The organism is Gordonia spumicola (assembly GCF_009932475.1).
Taxonomy (GTDB): Bacteria; Actinomycetota; Actinomycetes; order Mycobacteriales; family Mycobacteriaceae; genus Gordonia; species Gordonia spumicola.
In genome coordinates, this window is sequence record NZ_BJOV01000003.1 from 556604 (window position 1) to 580928 (window position 24325).

Annotated in this window: 26 protein-coding genes; 13 read left to right on the forward strand and 13 right to left on the reverse strand. The window is 69.5% G+C overall.

Annotated features, from left to right (window positions below; all coding sequences use genetic code 11):
- Positions 1-53 precede the first annotated feature (53 nt).
- Genes GYB83_RS08665 through GYB83_RS08675 form a run of 3 tightly spaced genes read right to left on the reverse strand, consistent with a single transcriptional unit; the run spans position 54 to position 1867 of the window.
- Entirely contained in the window at positions 54-848 is a 795-nt protein-coding gene (locus GYB83_RS08665) for a class I SAM-dependent methyltransferase (protein WP_161895102.1), read from the reverse strand.
- Positions 845-1357: a DUF2505 domain-containing protein gene (locus tag GYB83_RS08670; RefSeq protein WP_161895103.1), complete on the reverse strand. Its 513-nt coding sequence runs from the start codon at positions 1355-1357 to the stop codon at positions 845-847. The genes GYB83_RS08665 and GYB83_RS08670 overlap by 4 nt, the downstream gene beginning before the upstream one ends.
- A gap of 21 nt (positions 1358-1378) precedes the next feature.
- Entirely contained in the window at positions 1379-1867 is a 489-nt protein-coding gene (locus tag GYB83_RS08675) for a DUF2505 domain-containing protein (protein ID WP_161895104.1), read from the reverse strand.
- A gap of 24 nt (positions 1868-1891) precedes the next feature.
- Here GYB83_RS08675 and GYB83_RS08680 point away from each other — a divergent pair, with 24 nt between their 5' ends.
- Positions 1892-2956: a UDP-N-acetylmuramate dehydrogenase gene (locus tag GYB83_RS08680; protein WP_161895105.1), complete on the forward strand. Its 1065-nt coding sequence runs from the start codon at positions 1892-1894 to the stop codon at positions 2954-2956.
- On the opposite strand, the gene GYB83_RS08685 is transcribed toward GYB83_RS08680, so the two are convergent.
- The 5 genes from GYB83_RS08685 to GYB83_RS08705 all read right to left on the reverse strand — a co-directional run bounded on the left by GYB83_RS08685 (position 2934) and on the right by GYB83_RS08705 (position 6951).
- Positions 2934-4010: an alpha/beta fold hydrolase gene (locus GYB83_RS08685; RefSeq protein WP_161895106.1), complete on the reverse strand. Its 1077-nt coding sequence runs from the start codon at positions 4008-4010 to the stop codon at positions 2934-2936. The genes GYB83_RS08680 and GYB83_RS08685 overlap by 23 nt on opposite strands.
- A 24-nt stretch (positions 4011-4034) precedes the next feature.
- Positions 4035-4781 (reverse strand): MerR family transcriptional regulator, encoded by a 747-nt coding sequence (locus tag GYB83_RS08690; protein WP_161895107.1) that lies wholly within the window; start codon positions 4779-4781, stop codon positions 4035-4037.
- A 19-nt stretch (positions 4782-4800) separates the two neighbouring features.
- The gene (locus GYB83_RS08695) at positions 4801-5133 is read right to left on the reverse strand and encodes a DUF2516 family protein (RefSeq protein ID WP_161895108.1); all 333 of its coding nucleotides are present in this window, start codon (positions 5131-5133) and stop codon (positions 4801-4803) included.
- 9 nt (positions 5134-5142) lie between these two features.
- Positions 5143-5598 carry a helix-turn-helix domain-containing protein gene (locus GYB83_RS08700; RefSeq protein WP_186349746.1) on the reverse strand — a complete coding sequence of 152 codons (456 nt, stop codon included), beginning with the start codon at positions 5596-5598 and terminating at the stop codon, positions 5143-5145.
- A gap of 135 nt (positions 5599-5733) precedes the next feature.
- The gene (locus tag GYB83_RS08705; protein ID WP_186349768.1) at positions 5734-6951 is read right to left on the reverse strand and encodes a DUF445 domain-containing protein; all 1218 of its coding nucleotides are present in this window, start codon (positions 6949-6951) and stop codon (positions 5734-5736) included.
- A 130-nt stretch (positions 6952-7081) separates the two neighbouring features.
- Between GYB83_RS08705 and GYB83_RS08710 the strand changes: the two genes are divergently transcribed.
- Complete coding sequence (locus GYB83_RS08710; RefSeq protein WP_228461407.1) at positions 7082-7858, forward strand: TetR/AcrR family transcriptional regulator; 777 nt, start codon at positions 7082-7084, stop codon at positions 7856-7858.
- Positions 7855-8694, forward strand: a complete 840-nt coding sequence (locus GYB83_RS08715; protein ID WP_161895110.1) for a polyphosphate kinase 2 family protein — start codon at positions 7855-7857, stop codon at positions 8692-8694. The genes GYB83_RS08710 and GYB83_RS08715 overlap by 4 nt, the downstream gene beginning before the upstream one ends.
- Before the next feature lie 60 nt (positions 8695-8754).
- On the opposite strand, the gene GYB83_RS08720 is transcribed toward GYB83_RS08715, so the two are convergent.
- The 4 genes from GYB83_RS08720 to GYB83_RS08735 form a co-directional block, all read right to left on the reverse strand.
- On the reverse strand, positions 8755-9507 hold the full coding sequence (locus GYB83_RS08720) for a heparin-binding hemagglutinin (RefSeq protein ID WP_161895111.1): 753 nt from the start codon (positions 9505-9507) through the stop codon (positions 8755-8757).
- 225 nt (positions 9508-9732) lie between these two features.
- On the reverse strand, positions 9733-10620 hold the full coding sequence (locus GYB83_RS08725) for a 3-hydroxybutyryl-CoA dehydrogenase (RefSeq protein WP_161895112.1): 888 nt from the start codon (positions 10618-10620) through the stop codon (positions 9733-9735).
- Positions 10621-10747: 127 nt separating this feature from the next.
- Entirely contained in the window at positions 10748-12040 is a 1293-nt protein-coding gene (gene aceA / locus GYB83_RS08730; RefSeq protein WP_161895113.1) for an isocitrate lyase, read from the reverse strand.
- Between the two features lie 367 nt (positions 12041-12407).
- Positions 12408-13151 (reverse strand): hypothetical protein, encoded by a 744-nt coding sequence (locus tag GYB83_RS08735; RefSeq protein ID WP_228461321.1) that lies wholly within the window; start codon positions 13149-13151, stop codon positions 12408-12410.
- A 60-nt stretch (positions 13152-13211) separates the two neighbouring features.
- On the opposite strand from GYB83_RS08735, the gene ramB reads away from it, so the two are divergent.
- Genes ramB through GYB83_RS08765 form a run of 6 tightly spaced genes read left to right on the forward strand, consistent with a single transcriptional unit; the run spans position 13212 to position 17848 of the window.
- A complete protein-coding gene (gene ramB / locus GYB83_RS08740; RefSeq protein WP_161895114.1) occupies positions 13212-14636 on the forward strand; it encodes an acetate metabolism transcriptional regulator RamB in 1425 nt (474 codons plus the stop codon).
- A 60-nt stretch (positions 14637-14696) separates the two neighbouring features.
- A complete protein-coding gene (locus tag GYB83_RS08745; RefSeq protein ID WP_228461323.1) occupies positions 14697-15635 on the forward strand; it encodes an alpha/beta hydrolase in 939 nt (312 codons plus the stop codon).
- A 21-nt stretch (positions 15636-15656) separates the two neighbouring features.
- Positions 15657-16196 carry a carboxymuconolactone decarboxylase family protein gene (locus tag GYB83_RS08750; RefSeq protein ID WP_161895115.1) on the forward strand — a complete coding sequence of 180 codons (540 nt, stop codon included), beginning with the start codon at positions 15657-15659 and terminating at the stop codon, positions 16194-16196.
- Positions 16193-16837: a class I SAM-dependent methyltransferase gene (locus GYB83_RS08755; RefSeq protein WP_161895116.1), complete on the forward strand. Its 645-nt coding sequence runs from the start codon at positions 16193-16195 to the stop codon at positions 16835-16837. Before GYB83_RS08750 ends, GYB83_RS08755 begins: the two co-directional genes overlap by 4 nt.
- 1 nt (position 16838) lies before the next feature.
- Positions 16839-17168 carry a cupin domain-containing protein gene (locus GYB83_RS08760; protein WP_161895117.1) on the forward strand — a complete coding sequence of 110 codons (330 nt, stop codon included), beginning with the start codon at positions 16839-16841 and terminating at the stop codon, positions 17166-17168.
- A gap of 2 nt (positions 17169-17170) precedes the next feature.
- The gene (locus tag GYB83_RS08765) at positions 17171-17848 is read left to right on the forward strand and encodes a helix-turn-helix domain-containing protein (RefSeq protein WP_161895118.1); all 678 of its coding nucleotides are present in this window, start codon (positions 17171-17173) and stop codon (positions 17846-17848) included.
- 15 nt (positions 17849-17863) lie between these two features.
- Here GYB83_RS08765 and GYB83_RS08770 read toward each other — a convergent pair whose 3' ends face one another.
- Positions 17864-18739, reverse strand: coding sequence for a DNA-3-methyladenine glycosylase family protein (locus tag GYB83_RS08770; protein WP_161895119.1), 876 nt, complete (start codon positions 18737-18739; stop codon positions 17864-17866).
- A 122-nt stretch (positions 18740-18861) separates the two neighbouring features.
- Here GYB83_RS08770 and GYB83_RS08775 point away from each other — a divergent pair, with 122 nt between their 5' ends.
- The 4 genes from GYB83_RS08775 (at position 18862) to GYB83_RS08790 (ending at position 24305) form a co-directional block, all read left to right on the forward strand.
- Complete coding sequence (locus GYB83_RS08775; protein ID WP_161895120.1) at positions 18862-20904, forward strand: acetate--CoA ligase family protein; 2043 nt, start codon at positions 18862-18864, stop codon at positions 20902-20904.
- Between the two features lie 33 nt (positions 20905-20937).
- Entirely contained in the window at positions 20938-22374 is a 1437-nt protein-coding gene (locus tag GYB83_RS08780) for an aldehyde dehydrogenase family protein (protein ID WP_161895121.1), read from the forward strand.
- A 34-nt stretch (positions 22375-22408) separates the two neighbouring features.
- Positions 22409-23569, forward strand: coding sequence for an acyl-CoA dehydrogenase family protein (locus tag GYB83_RS08785; protein ID WP_161895122.1), 1161 nt, complete (start codon positions 22409-22411; stop codon positions 23567-23569).
- A gap of 136 nt (positions 23570-23705) precedes the next feature.
- Complete coding sequence (locus tag GYB83_RS08790) at positions 23706-24305, forward strand: TetR/AcrR family transcriptional regulator (protein WP_161895123.1); 600 nt, start codon at positions 23706-23708, stop codon at positions 24303-24305.
- Positions 24306-24325 lie beyond the last annotated feature (20 nt).

The window sequence follows — 24325 nt, forward strand, 5'->3', positions numbered from 1 at the left end:
AACCACACTCGGGCCAATCGGACGCACACGTCATCTGTTCGAATCAACCGAGGTCAGGCCGGTTCGTCGGGCGCCACGAGCGACCACGGGACCGTCAGGTGATTGTCGACGCGCCGCCCGCGCGGCACGGTGACGGGCAGGCCGTCCGCGGCGAGCATCGCGAGCGCGACGCGCCACCGGTCCCGTGGCCCGAACGCCGCCTGGGCCGCCGCCCGGTCCCAGGCGCGGTCGGCGGCGACGAGCAGATCGTGGATCGGCTCGCCGGGCACGTTGCGGTGGATCAGCGCCTTCGGGAGGCGGGGTGCGAGGTCGGACGGCCGGTCCGAATGCGTCGGCGACCAGCACAGCGTGAGTTCGATCGGCCCGTCGGCGTCGAGCAGCACCCAGCAATGTCGGCGGCCGATCTCGTCGCACGTCCCCTCGACGATGAGCCCGCCGGGGGCGAGCGCCGAACGCATCCGTGCCCACGCGGCGTCGACCTCGGCCTCGTCGTACTGGCGCAGAACGTTGTAGGCCCGGACCAGACCGGGCCGCAGTCCGGCCAGTTCGAACCCGCCGAGCGCGAACTCGACGCCGTCACGGGGCGGGACGATGCGGGCGGGATCGATCTCCAGTCCGACCAACCGCAGGTCGGGGACGACCGTTCGCAGACGCGACGCCATCTCGACGGCCGTGTCGGGCCGTCCCCCGTAGCCGAGGTCGACGGCGAGGGGAGTCGGGACGTCCAACGCCTGGAGGACGCGACCGTCGCCCGCCATCGCCCGGTCGACACGACGCAACCGGTTGATGTTGGTGGTGCCTCGGGTGATCCGACCGAGCGGCTTGCCCGCTCGACCGGTCCGGCTCATGCGAGGTTCTTGTCGACCCATCCGGCCGTGAACTCGGCCTCGCCGCGGAACAGATCGACGAGGTTGATCAGCATGAGCTGCTCCAACTTGCCGTTGACGAACGGAATGAAGACCTTGACCTCGGTGGTCTTGCGGACGGTGCAGCCGGTGGCCGTCGGGAAGAGGACCTGCTCGCCGTTGAGGGAACCGGGACCTGCCGGGATCGACGCCGTGTAGGTGCCCGAGGTCTTGTCTCCGTCGAACGCGCCGAGGGTCTCGACGCGCGTGATGATCATGTCCTTCTTCATCACGGTCTGCGCGATCGGCGGCAGCATGTCGCGGGTGATCGTCTGCTGCAGCACCACCCGCATGCCGTCGTCGCCCGTCTCGAACTCCTGGACGTTCGAGATCGGCGTCAGTTCCCGGAACTCCTCCATGAGAGCGTCCCAGTACTGCCGCTGCATCTGCGCCTGGTAGATCTTCTCCGCCGGGTGCTCGTAGCGGGCGGAGTAGCTGAGCCGTCGTGCCATGATCCCAGGGTAACCGGCCTGTTAACGGTCCTGGAAATCGAGAGTGGCGTCGCGTTCGGCGTCGAGCAGCATCACGACCTGCTCGATCACGGCCCGTTCGATCTTTCCGCCGACGAACGGGATCGACACGTCGACGCTGCCCGCGTACCGTGCGACGGCCGGTTCCCCGGTGATCGCGATGTCGCCGGAGATCTTGGCCGGCGCGCCCGACACCGACGCGTCCATGCGGCCGGTGACGGTGCCGTCACTCTTGGTGAAGACGCAGGTGCGGGGGATCTCGAGGTCGCCGGGGCGGACCGCGGTGACGGCCTTCGGCAGGTTCTCGGCCGCGATCCCCTGCTTGGTGACGACGGTGACGACGTCGCCGTCACGGCTGAACGACTCGAGGACGCCGTGCTCGGCGTTGGTCGCGTGGAGCAGCGCCCGCCAGTACTGCTCGTCGCTGAGCAGTGCCCACAGTTCCGCGACAGAGAACGGGTACGACACCGAATGCTCGAAGTTGCTCGCCATGGGTGAGAGGTTACCGTTACCGGCATGACCCACGCACAGTCGCTGTCCGCGTACACCACCCTGCGTCTGGGCGGCCCCGCCCGGGCCGTCGTCGAGTGTGCGGACACGCTGTCGCTGGTGGAGACGGTGACGCGCCTCGACCACGCGGGCGAGCCCGTCCTGCTGATCGGCGGCGGGTCGAATCTGGTGATCGGCGACGACGGGTTCGGCGGGACCGCGGTGATCGTCCGCAGCACCGGCATCGAGTTCGGCTCGGACGACGACGGTCCGTTCGTCACGGCGGCCGCGGGCACCGACTGGGACGAGCTCGTCGCCGCGACCGTCGACGCGGGCTTCGGCGGCCTCGAATGCCTGTCCGGCATCCCCGGAGCCGCGGGCACGACGCCGGTGCAGAACGTCGGCGCGTACGGCGTCGAGGTCGGCGACCTGCTGCGCGGCGTCGAACTGCTCGACCGCACGACGGGCGGGCGCGAGTGGGTCGCCCCGTCCGATCTCGGCCTCGGCTACCGGACGTCGAAGCTGAAAGGCGCCGACACGCACGTCGTCCTGACCGTCTCGTTCCGGCTGAACGCCGACGCCGTGTCGGAGCCGATCGCCTACCGCGAACTGGCGCAGCGCCTCGGGGTGGACGAGGGCGCGACGGCCTCGGCGCGGCTGGTCCGAGAGGTGGTCCTTGGACTGCGCGTGGGCAAGGGCATGGTGCTCGACGCCGAGGACCACGACACGTGGAGCGCGGGCTCGTTCTTCACCAACCCGGTGATCGGCGACGACCGGATCGACCGGGTGATCGCGGCGATCACCGACCGGGTCGGCGACGACGTGCGGATTCCCCGCTTCCCCGCCGACGGCGGAACCAAGCTGTCGGCCGGCTGGCTGATCGAGCGGGCGGGATTCACCCGCGGCTACCCCGACGAGCAGGCTCCCGCCCGACTCTCGACCAAGCACACCCTGGCATTGACCAACCGCGGGGACGCGACGACCGACGACCTCGTGACCCTCGCGGCCGACGTGCGGGACGGGGTGCGCGACGCGTTCGGCGTCGAGCTGCACCCCGAACCCGTGTTCGTCAGCTGTTCACTGCCTCGCTGACGTCGCCGAGAACCGTGTCGAGCAGCCGGTTGTACGCCGCGGCCCGCTCGATGGGAACCATGTGCCCGGCGCCCGGGTACTCGGTGTACGAGTGCAGGACACCGTTTCCGCGCAGCACCGCCGCGATCTCGCCGGCATGGTCGGTGCCGGTCAGCCGGTCCTTCGTCCCGACGACGACGGCCGTCGGGACGCTGATCCGCTCGAGCCCGGCGACCACGTCGAGCGTGTACATCGCCGAACCCCACGCGCCGCGCGCCTTCGGCGAACACGCCGCGATCTGCTCGTGGCTGAAGGCGACGTGCGCCTGCCGGGCCACCGGGCCGAGCGCGACGTAGTGCGAGATCTTCTCCGACAGCCCGGTGGCGGGCAGCGGAACGGGCGACGACACGAACGCCTTCTCCACCAGCGGTTCCGCCGGACGCAGGGCCGCCGGGAGTTCGGGGACCAACTGCTGGCGCTGGACGACGTCCTCCGCCGCGGTCGAGGTGAGGACGATCGCCGAGATCTTCTCCTCCATGCCCGCACTGAACTGCGCGGCCCACGACATGATCGTCATGCCGCCCATCGAGTGGCCGATGAGGACGGCACGTTTGCCGTCCGGCACCATCTCCTCGAGGACCGCCTGCAGGTCCTGGCCGAGGAGATCCATCGTCGGGCGGATCGCACCCATCTCCGACAGCCCGTGCCCACGCTGGTCGTACGCGATGACGGCGCGACCGCTGTCCGCGAAATGGTTGAACTGCGGATTCCAGAACGACGTGTTGCACGTCCAGCCGTGGATGAGGACGATCACCTCGTCTGCGGCATCGACGTCGCCCATCGTCGCGACGTGCAACAACGCGCCGTCGGGAGTGCCGACGACCGACGACCGCGGGGCCTTCGCCGGCACCCGGACGAGCGGGTCGGGACCGTCCTGCACGGGTGCGGGGTACTTGAGCGCCTCGCGGAGGATGAGCCCGCCGATCAGCCCGAGTTCGGCCGCCACAGCGCCCGCGGCGAGTCCGCCTCCGACGATCGCGGCCTTGCCGAGTCGTCCCCAATTCACGTGAACCATCAGTGATCCTTTCTCCGCGCCGCGTCAGTCGCCCGACGACGCCGCGGAGCCTTTCGACTTGTCGAAGATCGAGCTCGCCTCGCCGACGGCGCGGGAGATCTCGTCGTCGAGCGCCTTGGAGAAGGCTGACTCGACGATCTCGTGCGCCATCGGACGCACGGTCTGAACCAGTTCGGCGATCTGCGTGAACGTCTTGTCACCGAGGTTCGGCAGGTTCTCGTCGAAGTACTTGTCGGTGATCAGCGAGACGAAGCTGTGCGCGACGTCGGACAGGTCCTGCTCGACGCGGACCCACATGTCGAGGAGGACGTCGATGTCGATGCCCGCCTTGACCAGGGCCTCGGCGCTGCCGAGCACCTCGGGGTTGCGGACCGCGTAGTGCGCTCCGTCCTTGGTGAGGAGGCCGAGCTTCTGGCTGATGCCGATCGCGCGGTCGGACGCGCCGAGCGACTTGCGCAGTTCGGTGATCGTGATGGTCGCGGCGCGTTTGATGCTCATGAACCGGCTCGCCTTGGGCGAGTCGCGGAGCACGTGCTCCACCTTCATCCCGTAGTGGGCGGCGTGCAGGAGTTCGCTGATCGTCGCGAACGTGTACCCGCGCTCGAGCATGCGGGAGATCAGGTTCAGGCGCACCAGGTGCTCGTCGGAGTACCAGCCGGTGCGTCCGCGGATCGCGGGCGCGGGCAGGAGTCCGCGGTCCTGGTAGACGCGGATGTTGCGGACGCTGACGCCCGACACCTGGGCGAGGTCGTTGATGCGGTACTCGGTCATGCGCGGTCCCGTACGGGTGTCATCCGAGCTTCCGGAACCAGTTGCGGTTCAGGATCTCGTCCACGCGGACACGGACGTCGACGATGTACACCATCGTCGCGATGACCGCGATGAGGAACAGGGCGATCAGCGACATGCTCATGCCGCCGAGGACGAACAGCAGGATCAGGGCGTTCGCTCCGGCCAGCAGCGCCACCCAGAACGTCTTCGACTGCGCGTCCACGGCGGAGAAGGCGTCCGGCCGCGTGGACGCCGCGTGCACCAATGCGATGAGCGCCGACAGCTCGGCGATCACACCGATTGCCAGCAGCAGATACAGCTGGGCGTACTGGACGACCTCTTGAACACTCACCAGGCCACCTTACCCACGAGCGTTGTCAACGTCGGCGTTCGCATCGTCGACGCCCTCCTCCGCCTTGGCGTTCTCCCGCCGGAACGAGTCGTAGATCTCCAACAGCATCTGCTTCTGGCGTTCGCTGATCGAGTCGTCGACGAGCAGGGCGTCGCGCACCGGGCTCGCCGGACGCTCCTCCAAGATCCCCGCACGGACGTACAGCACCTCGGCCGACACGCGCAGGCCCTTCGCGATCTGCGCGAGGACGTCTGCGGAGGGTTTGCGGAGTCCGCGTTCGATCTGCGACAGGTACGGATTGCTGACGCCCGCTCGCTCGGCGAGTTGTCGGAGCGACACCTGCGCGGACAATCGCTGCGTGCGGATGAATGCTCCGATGTCCTGCGCGGCCGCGGCCACCGCTTCCGCGGTCGTCGCGTCGTCCGTCGCCTGATCGGTTGAGGAGTTCCTGCTCTGGCTGCTCACGTTCACTACCCGTTCTCTCTGGAACTCCAGTGTGCCGAACGAGTGCTAGCAAGTGCAAGCACCGGCCGTCCCCTCGACTGCGCTCGGGGAGCCGGAATCGGCGCTTCCCCCGGTTCCCCGAGCGCAGTCGAGAGGTCAGCCGAACACGAGCACGGAGACCGTGTAGATCGCCAGACCGGCGAGGGAGCCGACCACGGTGCCGTTGATCCGGATGAACTGCAGGTCGCGGCCCACCTGCAGTTCGATCTTGCGGCTCGTCTCCTCGGCGTCCCACCCGCGGACCGTGTCGGTGATCACAGAGATGATCTCGGTGGAGTAGTTCTCGGCGACGTGGCGGGCGATGCGCGCGATCCACGTGTTCATCTTGTCCTGCAGCGGCTGGTCGTCGCGGATCCGGACGCCGAGGCGGACGACGGCGTCGGCGATCGACGTCCGCAGGGTCGACGACGGGTCGTCGAGCATCTGCTCGATGACGTCCTTGCCCGCCTGCCAGGCGGTGGACGCGGCCCCGGTCACCTCGTCGCGGCCGAGCAGTTCGGCCTTGATGCCCTCGAACTTCGCGATGGTCGCCTCGTCGTGCTGCAGTTCGTACGCGAAGTCCTTGACGAACTGGTGCATGGCGCGCCGGACGTCGTGCGTCGGGTCCGCACGTACCTTGTACGTGAACTCGGTGAGCTCCTTGTAGATTTTGTCGCCGACCAGGTTGTTCACGAAGTTGGGCACCCAGGCCGGGCCGTCCCTGTCGACCACTCTGTCGATGAGCTCCTGGCTGCCGAGCGCCCAGTCGTGCGCCCGGTCGCACAACACCTGGATGATCGGCTCCACGCGCTCCTCGTCGACGAGCTGTTCGAGGATGCGGCCGAGGGGCGGAGCCCACAGCGGTTCCGCGGCCCACCGCAGGACCGCCTGGATGAACTTCTCGACGTCCTCGTCGCGCAGCATCTCGGCGCCGATCTTGATCGCGCGCGACACCTCGTCGTTGACGCGGACCGAGTTCGCCGGGTCGGCGACCCATCCGGACACCCGTCGCGGCAGGTCGAGCGACACGGCTCGTTCGACGATCACCTCGGGCGTCATGAAGTTCTGCTCGACGAACTCGCCGAGCTGGTCGCCGATCTGGTCCTTCTTCCGCGGGATCAGCGCCGTGTGGGGAATGGGGATGCCGAGCGGCTGACGGAACAGAGCGGTGACCGCGAACCAGTCGGCGAGCGCGCCGACCATGCCCGCCTCGGACGCGGCACGCACGTATCCGACCCACGCCGCGGTGTCGGAGCCGTCGCGGTGCTCGATCCACCTCATCACGAAGTACACGACCGCGGCCCCGACGAGCATGCCGGTCGCGACGACCTTCATCTTCCGGAGATCGCGCACACGTCGTTCGTCGCCCGCCCCGTCCAGGCCTGCAGGCGACGATTTCGGCGAAACACCCAAGGTTGTCGACACGTCACCAGTGTCCCCGAACACCCACTAAAGTTGCCAGGTGATGCCTAACCTCAACCCGCTGTCGTCCGCGACGGTCGCTGTGAACGCCGCCCGGACCCTCACCCGTGAGCTGGAGCAGCGCATTCTCATGCCAGCAGTCGAGGCCGTCACATCCGACGGCCGCAAACAGCGCTGGGAGAAGCACAAGCAGGAACGTCGCGCCGAGCTCACAGCGGGGACCGTCGCCGCCATCCGAGACCTGGGCGCGGACGCCGGAATGGACGAGATCGCGTCGCACGTCGGCGTGTCGAAGACCGTGCTGTACCGCTACTTCGCGGACAAGAACGACCTGGCGGCGGCCGTCACCGTGACATACATGGAGTCGACGCTGCTGCCGAAGGTCAGCGAGGCGCTGTCGGACGACCTCATCGACTACGACCTGGTCCGCGCGGTGATCGGCGCCTATGTGGAGACCGTGTCGGAGGACCCGAACCTGTACCGGTTCACGACGGGCCGCACGGCCGGCAGCAGTTCGATCGCGCACACCGAGCGGATCTTCGCGGGCGCGGTCGCGTCGACGCTCGAGGTCCGGCTGGCCGCGCGCGGCGCCATGACGACCGGAGCCCGGACGTGGGCGACCGCCATCGTCGGGGCGATCATCCGCGCCGTCGACGACGTCCTCGCGCACGGAGACGGCTCCACCTCGCAGCTGGTGGACGAGTTGACGATGCTCGTGTGGGGCGGCCTGGTCGGCATCGTCACCCGGAACGGCGATCCGGAGGCCTTCGCGGCCGATCCCCTGCCCATGCCGCCCCTGCCCGACGAGGAGCCGACGTGACACTCATCCGGACCGACGAACTGCGGGCACGCGCGGCGGGTCCCATCGCCTCGTTCGATCCGGCGTCGACGCCGGGCTACCGCGGCGACAAGGCGTCGGCCGCGGACGACCTCGCCGCCGTCGGCGACGAGTTGTCGAGCCTGCAGGAGATGCTGTTCGCGAACGGCCGGTCCGGCGACGACCGGTCGGTGCTGCTGGTGCTGCAGGGCATGGACACCGCGGGCAAGGGCGGGATCGTCCGCCACGTCGGCGGACTCCTCGACCCGCAGGGCGTCTCGGTGACCGGATTCGGGAAGCCGACCGACGAGGAACTTGCTCACGACTTCCTGTGGCGGATCCGCAACGCCCTCCCGAAGCCGGGACGGATCGGCGTGTTCGACAGGTCGCACTACGAGGACGTGCTCGCCGTCCGAGTGCACTCCCTCGCCCCGGAGAGCGTGTGGCGGCCCCGATTCGAGCAGATCAACAACTTCGAGGCCGAGCTCGCCGACTCCGGCGTGACGATCGTGAAGTGCCTGCTCACGGTGTCGAAGGCCGAGCAGCGATCCCGTCTCGCCGAGCGGCTCGACCGCCCGGACAAGTACTGGAAGTACAACCCGGGCGACATCGACGCACGAGCGTTCTGGGACGACTACCTCGTCGCCTACCAGGACGTTCTCGACCTGACGGACACCGACGTCGCCCCGTGGCATCTGATTCCGGCCGACCGCAAGTGGTTCGCCCGACTGTCGGTGGCCCGGCTGCTCCTCGAAGCGCTCCGCTCGCTCGACCTGTCGTGGCCGCCCGCCGATTTCGACGTCGCCGCCGAGCGCGCCCGCCTCGCCGCCTTGGAGTGATCGACGACGCGAAAGACCCCGCCACCGGCAGAGAGGGTGGCGGGGTCTTTCGCTAGAACCTTACTTGGCTGCGGGAGCCTTCTTGGCCGGAGCGGCCTTCTTGGCCGGTGCGGCGGGCTTGCGAGCGGCGGCGGCCTTCTTGGCCGGCGACGTCGCGGCGGTGCGGGCCTTGGCCTCGACGGTGCCTGCGGCGCCCGCGACCTTGTTGGCTGCGGCGTTGGTCTCGGACTTGACCTTGGCCGCGGCCTGCTCGACCTTCACGGCCGCGCCTTCGACCTTGGCCGACGCCTCGGAGAGGTCCACGGCGGCGTCTTCGACCTTGTCGGCGGCGAGGCCGACGAGTCCGGCCGCACGCTCGCCGACCGCGCGGGTCTGCGACGACACGGCGCCCAGAGCGTCTTCGGTGAGGTCGACGGCGTCGTTGTAGGCCTTCTCGACGCGGGTCAGGTTCTCCTGGACCACGGCGTTCTCGCGGAGGCGTGCGACGGTGGTCTCGCCGCGCTCAGCGAGGGTGTTGTAGAAGTTGGTGGCGCGCTCGACGTAGGGGTCGGCGACCTTGCGCAGCTCGTCGGCGTTCAGCTTGCCGCGGAGCTCGTCGATCGTGGGCAGCTCGGCGGGGAGCTCCTCGATGCGGGTGCGGGTGGCCTCGATGCGGGTACGGGCGCTCTCGATGCGGGTCTGGGTCGCTTCGCGGCGGGCTTCTGCGCGAGTACGCAGGTCGGCGAGGGCGTCCTTGACTTCCTGGACGGCAGCGTCGCCGGCGCCGACGACGGCGAAGACCGGGGTGGGGATGGTGCGTTCGGCGGTGCTCATGAGAACTCCTAGTTCACGTGGTTTTCTGACACTCCGAGTATCGCGCACCTTGCTAACTAGAGCAAGCACTATGCTAGCGAACGTGGTCAGGATCACGACCCGTGAATACCTCGAAAAGCAGCGGTATTAGACCACCTGACCTGCACTCATCACGTCCCCGACGACGGCGCGACCGCGGACTGCCGAATTCGGCCCAGCGCTAGCAGAATGCCTCCAAGCGCCGTCTCAGGACGCGACAGCGGCCCGATCGGCATAGTCGTGGAAGCCCTGGCCCGACTTCTTGCCGAGCCTGCCCTCGTCGACCATCCGGACCAGGAGCGGCGGCGGCGCGTACAGGGGTTCGTCGAACTCCTCGACCATCCGGTCCGCGATCGCCTTGACCGTGTCGAGGCCGACGAGATCCGCGATCTTGAGTGGACCCATCGGATGCGAGAAGCCGAGGACCATCGCCTTGTCGACGTCGTCGACGGTCGCGAAGCCGCTCTCGACCATCCGCATCGCGGTCAGGAGGTACGGCACGAGAAGGGCGTTGACCACGAAGCCCGAACGGTCGGCCGACCTGATCACCTGCTTGCCGAGGACGTCGTGGGCGAAGGTCTCGGCGCGCGCCGCGGCGCCGTCGCCGGTGTTCGTCGTGGTGACGAGTTCGACGAGCGGGATCGTCGGCACCGGATGGAAGAAGTGGAGGCCGAGCACCCGGCTCGGGTCACGGGTCGCCGCAGCGAGTGCGGCGATCGGGATGGACGACGTGCTGGAGGCGATCACCGCGTCCGGCGCGGTGACGATGTCGTCGAGCCTCGCGAACACGGCGGCCTTGGCGGCCTCGTCCTCGGGGACGGCCTCGACGACGAGCTGGCGGTCGGCGAAGTCCGCGAGGTCGGATGTGAAACGCAAGCGCCACGACGCCTGCTCGCGTTCGCGTTCGGTGAGCACGCCGACGGAGACGCCGCGGTCGAGTGCGGCGAGGATGCGAATGCGTCCCTTGGCGACGAGATCGCGCGACGGGGCATAGACGAGCACGTCGACTCCGGCGCGAGCGCAGATCTCGGCGACACCCGAACCCATCCGACCCGCGCCGACGACGCCGACTCGGGTGACCTTCTCGGTTGTCACTGTCGCAACTCCTGTCCGGAACGAATGGGGGCGGGTAGCAGACGATCCCGGATCGGGCGAGGCTCGCGCCCCACCCGATCCGGGATCGTCATGGCGTTGACCGTCTCACGGGGAGACGAGGGAGGTCCTAGTGGAACTGGCCCTCTTCGGTCGAGCCCTTGAGAGCTGCGGTCGAGGTGTTGGGATCGACGGTCGTGGCGATCTTGTCGAAGTAGCCCGCGCCGACCTCACGCTGGTGCTTGGTGGCGGTGTAGCCGCGCTCCTCGGCAGCGAACTCGCGCTCCTGCAGGTCGACGTATGCCGACATCTGGTTGCGGGCGTAGCCGTGAGCCAGGTCGAACATCGAGTAGTTGAGGGCGTGGAAGCCGGCCAGCGTGATGAACTGGAAGGTGAAGCCCATCGCGCCGAGCTCGTTCTGGAACTTGGCGATGGTGTCGTCGTCCAGGTGCTGCTTCCAGTTGAAGGAAGGCGAGCAGTTGTACGAGAGGAGCTGGTCCGGGAACTCGGCCTTGACGGCCTCGGCGAACTGCTTGGCGAGTGCCAGGTCGGGCTTGCCGGTCTCCATCCAGATCATGTCCGCGTACGGCGCGTAGGCCTTGGCGCGGGCGATGCAGGGCTCGATGCCGTTCTTGATGCCGTAGAAGCCTTCGGCGGTGCGGGTGCCGTCGAGGAACGGACGGTCGCGCTCGTCGACGTCCGAGGTCAGCAGCGTGGCGGCCTCAGCGTCGGTGCGGGCGATGACGACGGTGGGGGTGTTCGCGACGTCGGCGGCGAGGCGAGCCGAGGTCAGCGTGCGGATGTGCTGCTGGGTGGGGATGAGCACCTTGCCGCCGAGGTGGCCGCACTTCTTCTCCGAGGCGAGCTGGTCTTCCCAGTGGGTGCCCGCGGCGCCGGCCGAGATCATGGCCTTCTGCAGCTCGTAGACGTTGAGGGCGCCGCCGAAGCCGGCTTCGCCGTCGGCGACGATCGGGACGACCCAGTTGTCGACGGAGTTGTCACCCTCGACAGCGGCGATCTCGTCGGCGCGCAGCATCGCGTTGTTGATGCGACGGACGACGGCCGGAACCGAGTTGGCCGGGTACAGCGACTGGTCGGGGTAGGTGTGGCCCGCGAGGTTCGCGTCGCCTGCGACCTGCCAGCCCGACAGGTAGATGGCCTTGAGGCCCGCGCGGACCTGCTGGACGGCCATGTTGCCGGTCAGGGCACCGAGGGCGTTGATGTAGCTGCCGTCACCCTTGGTGACGCCTTCCCACAGGATCTCGGCACCGCGGCGGGCGAGGGTGTTCTCCTCGACGACCGAACCCTGCAGCTGCACGACCTGCTCTGCGGTGTAGTCACGGGTGATGCCTTCCCAGCGCGGGTTGGTGTCCCAATCCTGCTGGATCTCGGCGGCGGTACGCGGCTTTCCGACGTTGCTCATAGCCTTCGCTTTCGTTAGAACTGCTGGATTCGCAGTGTCTGCTTGGATCTCGGCGCTCCCCGGTTGCGAACCGGCTTACACCTGGAGGCGATGCCTGACGCCAGGTTGCCACAGATCAAACGTCCTGGTCCAGCCCTTGTTACTGCAAAGTTAGGGCATTCGCTTTCGCAATTTTGCAAATGTTGCGAAGATCGTCGAATGCCAGACCGAAGGCTCCTCGCAAAAAAGTACGCGCGTACTGGGAAAACGTCAGACGCGATGCGGCCGACCGCATCGGACCGGCCGCGCCTACACACCCCCGATCGACAGCACAATAATTCATGCGTGTGAGGGACATCACCGTCCGGTGCGCGGCGCCGACCGTCGTCTACTCGGCGCAGGCGCGGTCGACGGCGTCTCGGACGAGGTCGGCGAATGCGGCCTCGGTGATCGGCGGCTGCGTCGACGGCGCGCCCGGCATCACCTCGGCCTCCGTCCCGGAGACGCCCAGCTGGATGGTGATCACCTGGCCGCCCGGACGCTCCACCAGGACGTTGGCGAGCAGCGCCGTCCGCGACCGCGGATTCGCGCCCGCGGGACGTTTCACCGAATCGGTCCGCACCAGGTACGCCTGGACCACGTGGTCGGCCCTCAGCGCGGGCAGTTCGACGGACGTGTTGGTGATCGGAACGCCCGCGAGCGATCCCGTCGACGGCGTCGCGGTGACGACTGCGCACGGTCCGCTGGTGTCGCGCCGATCGGCGTCCACGTCGCGACGGACGCTGCTGAGGAGTTCGCTGAACACGCCGGTGTCCGACTGCGCGACCACCAGGACCGTGTTGTCCTCGGTGAGCTGTGGATTGAACTTCGCGTCGGCCGTCGGCTTGCAGTCGGCGGGGGCGAACGCGACGGTGGCCGCGGAGTCGAGAGTCGCGCGGTTGGCGGCGATGAGGTCGGCGACCGACTGGGGCACCACGGTGAACCCGGCGGGCACTGCGTCGCCCGGCAGCAGCCGCGACGCGAGGTCCGAGCCGGGGTCGGACGGCCCCGATCCACACGAGGTCAGGAGCATCGCCGCGACAGCGACGCCCGCGGCGGTGATGATGGTCGTACCCGGCAGTCGTGAACGCACGCGGTCACGGTACCCCGGACCATCGACTGTCGACGGGCGACGGAGAGGACTCGGCTTTCGATGAGCGGCACCAAGATGTACGTCGGCGCTCGGCTCCGGCGACTCCGCGGCGAGCGTGGACTGTCGCAGTCGACGATGGCGACGACCCTGGGGATCTCGGCGTCGTACCTGAATCAGATCGAGCACGACACCCGGCCGCTGACGGCTCCCGTGCTCGCGAAGATCACCGAGATCTTCGGCATCGACATCGGCTTCTTCGACCCGCAGGACGACGTCCGGCTCGTCGCCGAGCTGCGAGAGGCCCTGCTCGACGAGGACCTCGACTTCGATCCGGCGGCGAGCGACGCGAACGAGGTGTCGGCGATGGTCGGCTCTCACCGCGCGATCGCGGAGGCTCTCGTCGGCATGCACAGCAGGTATCGGGTGGTGTCCGAGCAGTTGGCGGCGGCCACCGCCGGCCGCGGCGAGACGAGCGGACGCGGTGCGATCAGTGCGCCGCACGAGGAGGTCCGGAACTTCTTCTACCAGCGGCGCAACTACATCCACGAGTTGGACGAGGCCGCCGAGGGGCTCACCTCGCGGATGCGCATGCACTCGGCCGACGTCCGCGCGGGCCTCACCTCACGCATCGAGGAGGTCCACGGGATCCGAATCGCCCGGCGCGTCGACCTCGGCGACAACGTGCTGCACCGGTTCGACAAGGAGAGGCGGCTCATCGAGTTCTCCGCGGCGCTCTCCCCCGGTCAGCGCGCGTTCAAGGTCGCGGCCGAACTCGCCTACCTGGAGTTCGGGGATCTGATCACCTCGCTCGTCGCCGAGGGCGGCTTCTCCACGGACGACGCGACGGCCCTCGCCCGGCAGGGGCTCGCGAGCTACTTCGCGGCGGCCGCGGTGCTGCCGTACGCCCAGTTCCACGGCGCCGCGGAGGACTACCGGTACGACATCGAGCGGCTCTCGGCGTTCTACGCGGTCTCGTACGAGACCGTCTGCCACCGACTGTCGACGCTGCAACGTCCGAACCTCCGTGGGGTGCCGTGGACGTTCGTGCGCGTCGACCGCGCGGGCAACATGTCCAAGCGGCAGTCGGCGACGGGTTTCAACTTCTCGTCCAGCGGCGGGACGTGTCCGCTGTGGAACGTGTACGAGTCGTTCACCTCGCCCGGCAAGATCCTCACGCAGATCACCGAGATGCCCGACGGACGCGAGTACTTCTGGGTGTCGCGGACGGTGGAACGCCGCGCGGCCCGCTACGGCCAGCCGGGCAAGACGTTCGCTATCGGCATGGGTTGCGAACTCCGCCACGCGAACCGCGTCGTCTACTCGGACGGAGTCGGGATCGGGTCGGACGCCAGCGCCACCCCGATCGGCGCGGGCTGCCGCGTCTGCGATCGACGGAACTGTCCCCAACGGGCGTTCCCGCCGCTCGGCTCCACCCTCGACATCGACGAACACCGCAGCACCGTCTCGCCATACACGACGACATGACGTCGCGTTCGGCGGGGGGATGACCGTTTTCGGGCGGCCCGTCGGGCACGATCGGAAGGTGTGAGCAGAAGTGTCCGGTGGAAATCCCTCGTCGCGGTCCTCGCGATGTCAGTCGTCGCGCCGTTCCTGACCGTGCCCGGAACCGCCGACGCCGCGACGGCTCGGGTGGTCTCCGTGCACCGGGTGGACGGACAGCTCGCCCTGGTGCGCGTGTACTCCCCCGCACTTCGGACGGTGATCACCAACCAGGTGCTCCTCCCGCCCAACGGTGCGCCGACTCCCGTGTTCTATCTCTTGAACGGCAAGTCCGGCGGCGTCGACGGAGACAGTTGGCTCCGCAAGACGCGGTATCGGACGTTCTTCGCGGGCAAGCGGGTCACCGTGGTGTCGCCCGTCGGCGGTGGATACACCTGGTATTCGACGCGGGGTTGGCAACGGTACCTGCAGCATGATCTCCCCGCCGCGATCGACGCGAGGTTCCCGACCACCGGGCGGGCGGCGATCGCGGGTCTCTCGCACAGCGCGTCGGCCGCGCTCGACATCGCCGGACGTGACCGCCGGTTCGTCGCCGCGGCCTCGTACAGCGGATGCCCGGCGATCACGTCGCCGACGGGAACGGCCGCCGTCGTCGCGACCATGGCGAGCGGCGGACAGAACGCGTTCGCGGTCTTCGGCCCCGCGGGCGGCCCCGGCTGGGTGGACCACGATCCGGCGCGCAACCCGCGTCGGCTCTCCGGGAAGGCCGTCTACCTCGGCGCGGGCAGTGGCGTGCCGGGCCGGTTCGACGGTCCGGTCCTGGGCTACCCCGGACTGCTCGTCGGTCCGACGCAGGTGGAGTCCATCGTCCGCGGCTGCACCGACGTCATGCGCGCGTCCCTCGCGCGCGCCGGGGTGCGGCACACGGTCCGCGTCTTCTCCACCGGGGCGCACACGTGGGGTCTGTTCTACCGCGAGCTCAAGGACAGCTGGCGCGTGATCGCCCCCGCGCTGCATCGCTGAGCCGTCGACTACCGTGTGGTCATGACCACACCTCGCGTGAGTCCCGGCGGCTTCGGCGACCTCGGACCGATCAACTGGCTCGTCGTCCGGGCGATGTCGCTCGCGACCGGCACCGAGAACGCACACATCTTCGCGACCCTCGGCCGCAGCAAGGGCCTGTTCCGCGGCTGGCTACACTTCTCCTCGCGCATGATGCCGTTCGGCGAACTGTCCCGCAGGGAGACGGAGATGATCATCATCCGCGTCGCTCACCTGCGCGGATGCGACTACGAGCTCGATCATCACCGTCGTCTCGGTGCGAAGGCAGGCCTCGACGCGGACGCGATCGACCGCGTCATCGAGGGCCCCGACGCACTGTGGGGCGACCGCGAACGCACGCTGCTGCTGGCCGCGGGCGAGCTCGTCGCCGACCGGGACCTGTCGGATCAGACGTGGGACGCCCTGCGCCGTCATCTCACCGAGCGACAGGCGATCGCCTTCACGCTGCTCGTCGGGCAGTACGACTCCCTCGCCACCACGATCGGCGTGCTGCGGGTGCAGCGGGACGGGTTCGCACGGTGAGCTCCATCGCCCAGCGGATGATGGGCAATCCCGTCTTCTCCCAGGTGTACGAACGCGCATGGCGGCCGCTGTTCACTCGAGGCTTCAGCCTCGGCGCGTCCGACACCGCCGACTACGACCGAGCCCTGCGCGCCTACCTGGCACGGCCGGGCGAGCGGACGGTCCTGGACATCGCGTGCGGACCGGGCAACTACAGCGCGGACGCCTCGCGCGGCCTGACCGGCGACGGCCGGTACATCGGCATCGACTTCTCGGCGTCGATGCTGGCGCAGGCAGTCCGGGACAACAGCGCCGACCGGGTCGCCTTCCTCCGCGGGGACGCCCATCGTCTCCCGTTCGCCGACGGCACGTTCGACACCGTTCTCTGCCTCGCGGCCCTGTACCTGATCCCGGACCCGTTGCCGGTGCTCGACGAGATGGCCCGGGTGTGCGCACCCGGCGGCGAGGCGATCGTGTTCACGACGTCGCGGACGTCGATCGCCGCGCTGCCCGGCGCGGACGCCCTGACCGCCCTGTCCGGCCTGCGGATCTTCGGCGTCCGAGAGATCACCGAGCGGTTCGCGGCGCTCGGCATGGAGCACGTGGAGCAGACCGTGACCGGCGTCGGACAGTTCGTGCACGCACGCAGACCGGCCGAGTGACATGCACGCCTATCTGACAGACCTCGACGCGCCCAACGACACGACGGGCGACCGTCCGACGCTGCGACGACTGCATCTGAGCGACACCGAGACCGTCATCCGCATCGCGTTCCGCGCGGGTCAGCAGATGCGCGAGCACACCGCGGCACATCCGATCCTCGTGCTCGGCCAGACCGGCGAGATCGACTTCACCGTCGAGAACCAGACGCATCGACTGCGTCCGGGCACCGCCGTCACCGTCGACCGGATGGTTCCGCACGCGCTGACGGCGGTCACGGACGGGACTGTCACACTTGTCATGATCCACGGGAGCCGAGCACAGGGAGAGTGACGATGACGGACGCGACCGGTCGCCCGCGCGACCGAGTACGGGAACTCCTCGCGACGTCCGACACCGAACTCGACGCGCACGAGGTCGGCAGAGCGCTCGACATCCACGCGACGACGGCCCGCTTCCACCTGAACAACCTGGTCACCGAGGGCGCCGCGATCACCGTTCAGCTGCCGCCCGAGGGGGTCGGCCGTCCACGGCTGGCCTACACGATCGCGCCGCCGCCCGCCGCCGACGAACTCGACCGGCTGCTGCTGATGCAGCTCGGTCCGACGCCGGAGGCCCGGGAGGCCGCGGCGGCGACGGCGGGGCGTCAGTGGGCCCGACTGCATGCGGCGCCCGCCCCCCAGGCCGCACTCCCCGACCCGGTCATCGCCGTCGAGACGACCCTCACCCGCCTCGGATTCCGCATCACCGACGTGCTGTCGGAGTTCGGGCGGCATCGGATCACGCTGTGCTCATGCCCGCTGAAGCACCTCGCCTCGCGCGCGCCCGAGGTGGCCCGCGGGGCGGTCCGCGGGGCCGTCGACGAGGCCCTCGCCGCGGGCGCCCTCGACGATGCGTACGACGCCGTCGTGCATCCCGATCCGGACGGCGACTGCACCCTGATACTGGTCCTGTCCGGTGCGGAGCAGCTCACGCTCGACGAGATGCTCGCGACCGTCACGCCACCGGACTGAACCCGTCGTGCTCGGTCAGAAGTCGCGGTAGTCGCGCACCGGCATCCGCGCGCCGCGTCGCTCCGGCGCGGTGCCCGCCACCTCGCACAGCCTGATCACGCGGTACCGCTGACCCCGGTAGGGCTCGAGCAGTTCGAGCATCCGGGCGTCGTCGATCCTCTCGCCGATCAGCGTCGTCCCCACGATCGACGGCGTGTGATAGTCCCCGACCGGCACCGCGTCGGGGTCGCCGAGTGCCCTGATCCGCGTGTGCGCGGCCGTCCACGGACCGATCCCGCGCAGCGTCGTCAACGCGTCGGCCTGGCGTTCGACGTCGACCCTCGCCGCGGCGCGGATGGTCCGCATCCGCACGGGTTCCGCTCCGCTGCGATGCCAGTCCGCTTCGGTGATGTCGCGCCACGTCTCCCGTGGCGGCGGGACGCGCATGTCCGGCGGCACGGGCCCCGGCGCGGGTTCGCCGTAGCGTCGCAGCAGGTACCGCCACGCTCGGTGGGCCTCGCTGCCCACCACCTTCTGTTCCAGCACATTCGCGACGAGCGCCTCCCACACCCGACCGCTGGCGCCGATCCGCAGGCCGGGCCGCGCCGAGACGAGGCGTCGCACCACCGGGTCGACCGCCGTCAGCTCCTCCGGCCGGTCGAGCGCTCCGACCATCGCGGGCGCCGAGTCGAGGAGCCACGCCGCGCCCGGTCCCCAGGCCCTGACCACCACCTCATCGCCCCCGACGCGCACGGCGACCGTCCCCGCGCCGTCGGGCGTGTGAACGGCCCGCCAGACCGACCCGTCCGGCGCACGACGGTAGGCGGGGTCGGCTCCGCCCCTGCGGTGGACGCCGAGGATCGCACCGAGCGCCACCGGACCAGCGGTTTTCCAGGAGCGTTCGGCGGCCATGGGTCCATTCTGCCGCCCCGGCGAAATTGTGACTTGACACACGCATCGCTCGGCGACACAATTCTTAACTGAGCCGCCAGTCAGTTATCTGGCTCTCCCCGAACCAGTGAGGTGCATCACCCATGAACAGCCCAGTCCAGACCTCCCTCCCCACCGGACTGTCCGTGTTCAGCACTCCCCGCTCGGTCGCCGTGGTCGGCGCGTCGTCGAACCGCACCAAGTGGGGCTACTGGCTGGCGGCCGGAGCCATCGCGGGCGCCGGCCGGCGTGACGTCCACCTGGTCAACGCGCGCGGCGGAGACATCCTCGGCCACGCGTGCGTCACCTCCCTCGCCGAGCTCGACGAGGCCCCCGAACTCGTCGCCCTGTGCGTCCCCGGACCGATGGTCGGCGCCGTCGTCGACGAGGCCCTCGCCATGGGAACCCGCGGTTTCCTCGGCATCACCGCGGGCATCGAGGACGAGCCGCTGATCGCGGAGCGCATCCGCGCTGCCGGGGCCCGCCTCGTCGGAGCGAACAGCCTCGGCATCTACGACGCCGCAGGCGAGCTCGACCTGAGCTGGGGCAACTTCACGCCGGGTCCGATGGCGATCATCTCCCAGTCCGGTCAGCTCGGCAGCGAACTCGCCCGCTTCGGCCAGCACAACGGCATCGGCGTCTCCCGGTTCGTGTCGATCGGCAACCAGACCGACGTGACCGCGGCCGAACTCCTCGCCGATCTCGTCGACCACGAGGCCACCCGCGTCGTCGTCGTCTACCTGGAGTCGTTCGCGGGCGGAGCCGAACTCTTCGACGCCGTCGCCGCACTGCGCGCCGCGGGCAAACCCGTCATCCTGCTGACCGTCGGCGCGAGCGCCGCGGGCAGCCGCCTCGCCCGGTCGCACACCGGTTCGCTCACCGCTCCCGTCGACATCGTCGACGCGGCGTGCCGCGCCGCCGGAGTGCTGCGCGCCCAGTCGCCCGGCGAGGTGATCGACGTGGCCCGCAGCGTGATCGCGGGCGCGGCGCCCGCCGGTCGTCGCACGGTGATCGTCGGCGACAGCGGCGGTCAGTGCGGCATCGCCGCCGACCAAGCGGCCGCCCACGGACTGTCGGTCCCCGCCCTCGGCTCCGACGCCGACGCCGCGCTGACCGCGCTCCTGCCCGCGGGCGCGGCGACGTCCAACCCGGTGGACCTCGCCGGAGCTGGCGAGGCCGACCTCGCCAACTACGTCAACGCCGTCGCGCTGGCGCTTGCCGACCCTGACGTCGACTCCGCCGTCCTGACCGGCTACTTCGGCTGCTACGGCGCCGACAACCCGGCGCTGATGGACGACGAACTGGCCCTCGCCCAGCGTCTCGCCGATGCCGCCCGCGCGGCAGGCAAGCCCCTGTACGTCCATTCGATGGAGGCGACCGGCCCCGTCGCCGACGCGCTCTGGGCCGCGGGCGTCCCTACCTTCGGCACCGTCGAACCGCTGCTGCGCGCCCTCTCCGGGACGGCCGTGTACTCGCTCCCAGCGCGTGACGTCACGATCGGGTCCGTCGTCGGCGACGCCCCGACCGACGGGTACTGGAACGCCCGCGCGCTCCTGCTCGACCGGGGAGTGGCGTTCCCCGCGGCCGCCGTCGTGACCAGTGTCGACGAGGCCGTCGCCGCCGCGGCCGAGCTCACCGCGCCACTGGTCCTCAAGGCCGCGTGGCTCGAGCACAAGAGCGAGGTCGGCGGCGTGAAGGTCGGACTGTCCGGCGAGGACGTCGCGGCCGTCTTCGCCGACATGCACGGACGGCTCGGCGACGGCGACTACGTCCTCGAGGAGATGGACACCCGCCCGGACGGCGTCGAAGTCCTCATCGGCTGCCAGCGCCATCCGGACCTCGGCGTCACGGTGACCGTCGGGACCGGCGGCGTCGCGACCGAGGTGTACGCCGACGTCGTGCTCGAATCGGCTCCGGTCGACGCCGCGACCGCCGCCGACATGATCTCGCGGCTCAAGGCGCACAAGCTCCTCGCCGGTTGGCGGGGCAAGCCGGCGACCGACGTCGCCGCCCTCGCCGACGTCGTCGCCGCAGTGTCCCGGCTGGCCGCCTCCGACTCCCGGATCTCCGAGATCGAACTGAACCCGGTCCGCGTGGCCCCCGGCGGCGTCGTCGCCCTCGACGCGCTCATCGTCGCCGACCGCTGACCCGAACCCCACCCGACCAGGAAGGACCAGCACATGACCGCACCAACGACCGTCGCCCTGTGGCAGCGCGACGCGGCGCTCATCGACGGCGCGTGGCGCACCGCCGCCACGACAGTCGACGTCCACGACCCGGCGACCGAAGCGAGCATCGGCACGTCCGCATCGTGCGGCGTCGCCGACGTCGACGCCGCCGTGTCCGCCGCCCGCACCGCGCTCCCGGCGTGGAGCACCGCATCGCCGGAGGCACGCGCCGACGTCCTCGACGCCCTGGTCGCCGAGCTGCGCAACCGGCGCGACGACCTCGTCGCCGCGACCGTCGCCGAGGTCGGGGCCCCGCTCGGCGTTGCCCGCGAGGCCCACATCGACCTCGGCATCGAGATCATGGCCGATTTCGCCGAGATGGCCCGCACCTTCGAATGGCAGACGACGATCGGCAACTCGCGGATCCTGCGTCGCGCCGCGGGCGTCGTCGCCGCGATCACGCCGTGGAACTACCCCTTCTACCAGCTCGTCGCCAAGGCCGGAGCCGCCCTCGCCGCGGGCTGCCCGATCGTCGTCAAGCCCGCGGAGCTGACTCCGCTGTCGACCTACCTGTTCGCCGACGCGGCCATCGCTGCGGGCGTACCCGCGGGCGTGTTCTCGCTGGTCCCCGGCGCGGGACGCGTCGTCGGCTCCGCCCTCGCCGAACACTCGGGCGTCGACGTCGTCTCCTTCACCGGTTCCACCGGTGTCGGCAAGACGATCGCCGTCGCGGCCGCGCAGAACATCAAACGCGCGTGCCTCGAACTCGGCGGCAAGTCGGCCAGCGTGATCCTCGACGACGCCGACCTGGACGAGGCGGTCCGGACGAGCGTCGCCGCGGGCCTGTTGAACTCCGGGCAGACGTGCAGCGCCTGGTCCCGGCTGCTGGTCCCCCGCGGCCGGTACGAGGACGCCCTGACGATCGCCGCGGACGCCGTCGCGGCCATGCGCGTCGGCGACCCCACCGACGAGGCCACCGACCTCGGACCCGTCATCTCCGCCGCCCAGCGCGCGTCGATCGTCTCCGCGATCGACGGCGCCCTCGCCCGAGGCGCACGCCTCGTGTGCGGCGGCCCCGATCCCCTGCCGGAGTTCCCGGGAGGACACTTCGTCGCACCCACCGTCCTCGCCGACCTGCAGGCCGACGACCCGGCGGTACGCGACGAGATCTTCGGTCCGGTCATCGTCGTGCTCCCGCACGACGGCGACGACCACGCCGTGCAACTCGCCAACGACAGCGAGTACGGCCTCGCCGGGGCCGTCTGGTCCGGCGACACCGACCGCGCGATCGCCGTGGCGTCGCGCATCGACACCGGCCAGGTGGACGTGAACGGCGCGCCGTTCAATCCGCGTGCGCCGTTCGGCGGCTGGAAGGCCTCCGGACTCGGCCGAGAACTCGGACCCGTCGGACTCGAAGAGTTCACCGAGATCACCAGCATCCAGTTGTAGCCCCTCCCCCCGAGCACCTCCAGAAAGGCATCCCATGAGCACCGTGAACATCCCCGCATTCCCGTTGACCGACGAGCAGAAGCAGATCATCGAGCTCTGCCACGACTTCGCCGAGAAGGAGATCCGCCCGCGCGGCCGCGAGGTCGACGAGGCCGACACCGTGACCCCGGTCGACATCTTCCGCAAGGCCGCACAGGTCGGCATCGCCGACTTCATGATCCCCACCGAGTACGGCGGCGGCGGCATGACCGACGTCTTCACCCAGTGCCTCGTGCAAGAGGAGCTGTGCTGGGGCGATCCCGGCATCGGCAACCTCGTCTGCTCGAACGGCTTCTTCTCCGACCCGCTGATGGTCCTCGGCACCGAGGAGCAGAAGCGCAAGTGGCTGCCGCCGACCACCGGCCCCGACGCGATCATGACCTCGCTCGCCACCACCGAGCCCGGTTCGGGTTCGGATGCGGCGTCGATCATCACCACCGCGACCAAGGTCGACGGCGGCTACACGATCAACGGCCAGAAGGCATGGATCTCCAACGCGGGCGCGGCCGAGCAGTACGTCGTCTTCGCCAAGACCGACAAGACCAAGCGGTCGGCCGGCGTCACCGCCTTCATGTTCAAGAAGGACACCCCCGGCGTCTCGTTCGGCGAGCCGATGAAGAAGATGGGTCAGCGCGCCATCGTCTGCCGCGAGGTGTTCTTCGACGACATGTTCGTGCCCGACGAGGACCGTCTCGGCGAGGAGGGCCAGGGCTTCTACGGCCTGATGGGCACGTTCGACATCTCGCGAGTGGTGCTCGGCGCCGCCGCCGTCGGCGCCGCCCGCGCCGCGTACGAGTACGCCCTGAACTACGCCCGCGAGCGCAAGCAGTTCGGCGTCCCGATCATCGAGCACCAGGCCGTCGCATTCCGCCTGGCCGAGATGGCCACCCGCATCGAGTCGGCCCGCCTGCTGGTCCACCACGCGGCCCGCGTCATCGACAGCGGCCAGCGCGCCACCGGCCTCGCCGCCATGTGCAAGCTGCAGGCGTCCGAGACCGCCATGTTCGTCACCCACGCGGCCGTCCAGACGCTCGGCGGCTGGGGCTACTCCCGCGAGTTCCCCGTCGAGCAGTGGATGCGCGACGTGAAGCTCGAGGAGATCGAAGAGGGCACCTCGGACATCATGAAGCTCGTCATCTCGCGCAACCTGGACTGACAGTCCCACACCATGACCGCGGTGTCGCCTTCGGGCGGCACCGCGGTTCTTCGCTGCCGCCGTCACGTTCGACGAGGACAGTCCAGACGCCGGTCGTTTAGTGTCGAGGGGCGTCCGTACTACAAGGGAGTCCACAGTGCCACGACCGAGCGTGGAAGCCGAGCGCCGCGAGCAGATCCTGTCCGCGGCGTGCGAGGTGATCGCCGAACGCGGGATGCAGTCGTTGCGACTGTCCGACGTCGCTGCGCGGGCCGGAGTCTCGTCTGGCACCGTCCACTACTACTTCGACACGAAGCGCGACGTGATCAATGCGGCCTTCGAACTAAACTATGAGCGGTCCATCGAAGGACGTCGTGCGATGCTCGCGGGCGACGAGACCGATTCCCTCGCGACGCTGCGGGCCCTCGCACACAGCAATCTGCCCGTCACCGAGGCGTCGATCCGAGCCTGGCGGGTGTGGGCCGAACTGTGGGCCGAGGGCATGCGCGACGAGACGTTGCAGGACATCAACTCGCGCTTGTACGGCCAGTGGCGCGAACTCGTCCACGACCTCGTCGTCCACGGCCAGGAACGCGGCCAGATCGTCGACGGCGACGCCGCCGTCTTCGCCGACGTCCTCGTCTCCATGATCGACGGCATGAGCATCCAGAACCTCATGCACTCCCCCGAGATGCCCGTCGACCGGATGATCTCCCGTATCGACTCCTACCTGGACGCCATCGCGGTCCGCACGTGAAACCACCGCGTCACCGACGC

What these genes read in the sequence shown, in the direction of transcription:
- GYB83_RS08665 (WP_161895102.1), bottom strand. Translation starts at nt 848, where the DNA reads ATGAGCCGGACCGGTCGAGCGGGCAAGCCGCTCGGTCGGATCACCCGA.
- GYB83_RS08670 (WP_161895103.1), bottom strand. Translation starts at nt 1,357, where the DNA reads ATGGCACGACGGCTCAGCTACTCCGCCCGCTACGAGCACCCGGCGGAG.
- GYB83_RS08675 (WP_161895104.1), bottom strand. Translation starts at nt 1,867, where the DNA reads ATGGCGAGCAACTTCGAGCATTCGGTGTCGTACCCGTTCTCTGTCGCG.
- GYB83_RS08680 (WP_161895105.1), top strand. Translation starts at nt 1,892, where the DNA reads ATGACCCACGCACAGTCGCTGTCCGCGTACACCACCCTGCGTCTGGGC.
- GYB83_RS08685 (WP_161895106.1), bottom strand. Translation starts at nt 4,010, where the DNA reads ATGGTTCACGTGAATTGGGGACGACTCGGCAAGGCCGCGATCGTCGGA.
- GYB83_RS08690 (WP_161895107.1), bottom strand. Translation starts at nt 4,781, where the DNA reads ATGACCGAGTACCGCATCAACGACCTCGCCCAGGTGTCGGGCGTCAGC.
- GYB83_RS08705 (WP_186349768.1), bottom strand. Translation starts at nt 6,951, where the DNA reads ATGAAGGTCGTCGCGACCGGCATGCTCGTCGGGGCCGCGGTCGTGTAC.
- GYB83_RS08710 (WP_228461407.1), top strand. Translation starts at nt 7,082, where the DNA reads ATGCCTAACCTCAACCCGCTGTCGTCCGCGACGGTCGCTGTGAACGCC.
- GYB83_RS08720 (WP_161895111.1), bottom strand. Translation starts at nt 9,507, where the DNA reads ATGAGCACCGCCGAACGCACCATCCCCACCCCGGTCTTCGCCGTCGTC.
- aceA (WP_161895113.1), bottom strand. Translation starts at nt 12,040, where the DNA reads ATGAGCAACGTCGGAAAGCCGCGTACCGCCGCCGAGATCCAGCAGGAT.
- ramB (WP_161895114.1), top strand. Translation starts at nt 13,212, where the DNA reads ATGAGCGGCACCAAGATGTACGTCGGCGCTCGGCTCCGGCGACTCCGC.
- GYB83_RS08750 (WP_161895115.1), top strand. Translation starts at nt 15,657, where the DNA reads ATGACCACACCTCGCGTGAGTCCCGGCGGCTTCGGCGACCTCGGACCG.
- GYB83_RS08760 (WP_161895117.1), top strand. Translation starts at nt 16,839, where the DNA reads ATGCACGCCTATCTGACAGACCTCGACGCGCCCAACGACACGACGGGC.
- GYB83_RS08765 (WP_161895118.1), top strand. Translation starts at nt 17,171, where the DNA reads ATGACGGACGCGACCGGTCGCCCGCGCGACCGAGTACGGGAACTCCTC.
- GYB83_RS08770 (WP_161895119.1), bottom strand. Translation starts at nt 18,739, where the DNA reads ATGGCCGCCGAACGCTCCTGGAAAACCGCTGGTCCGGTGGCGCTCGGT.
- GYB83_RS08775 (WP_161895120.1), top strand. Translation starts at nt 18,862, where the DNA reads ATGAACAGCCCAGTCCAGACCTCCCTCCCCACCGGACTGTCCGTGTTC.
- GYB83_RS08780 (WP_161895121.1), top strand. Translation starts at nt 20,938, where the DNA reads ATGACCGCACCAACGACCGTCGCCCTGTGGCAGCGCGACGCGGCGCTC.
- GYB83_RS08785 (WP_161895122.1), top strand. Translation starts at nt 22,409, where the DNA reads ATGAGCACCGTGAACATCCCCGCATTCCCGTTGACCGACGAGCAGAAG.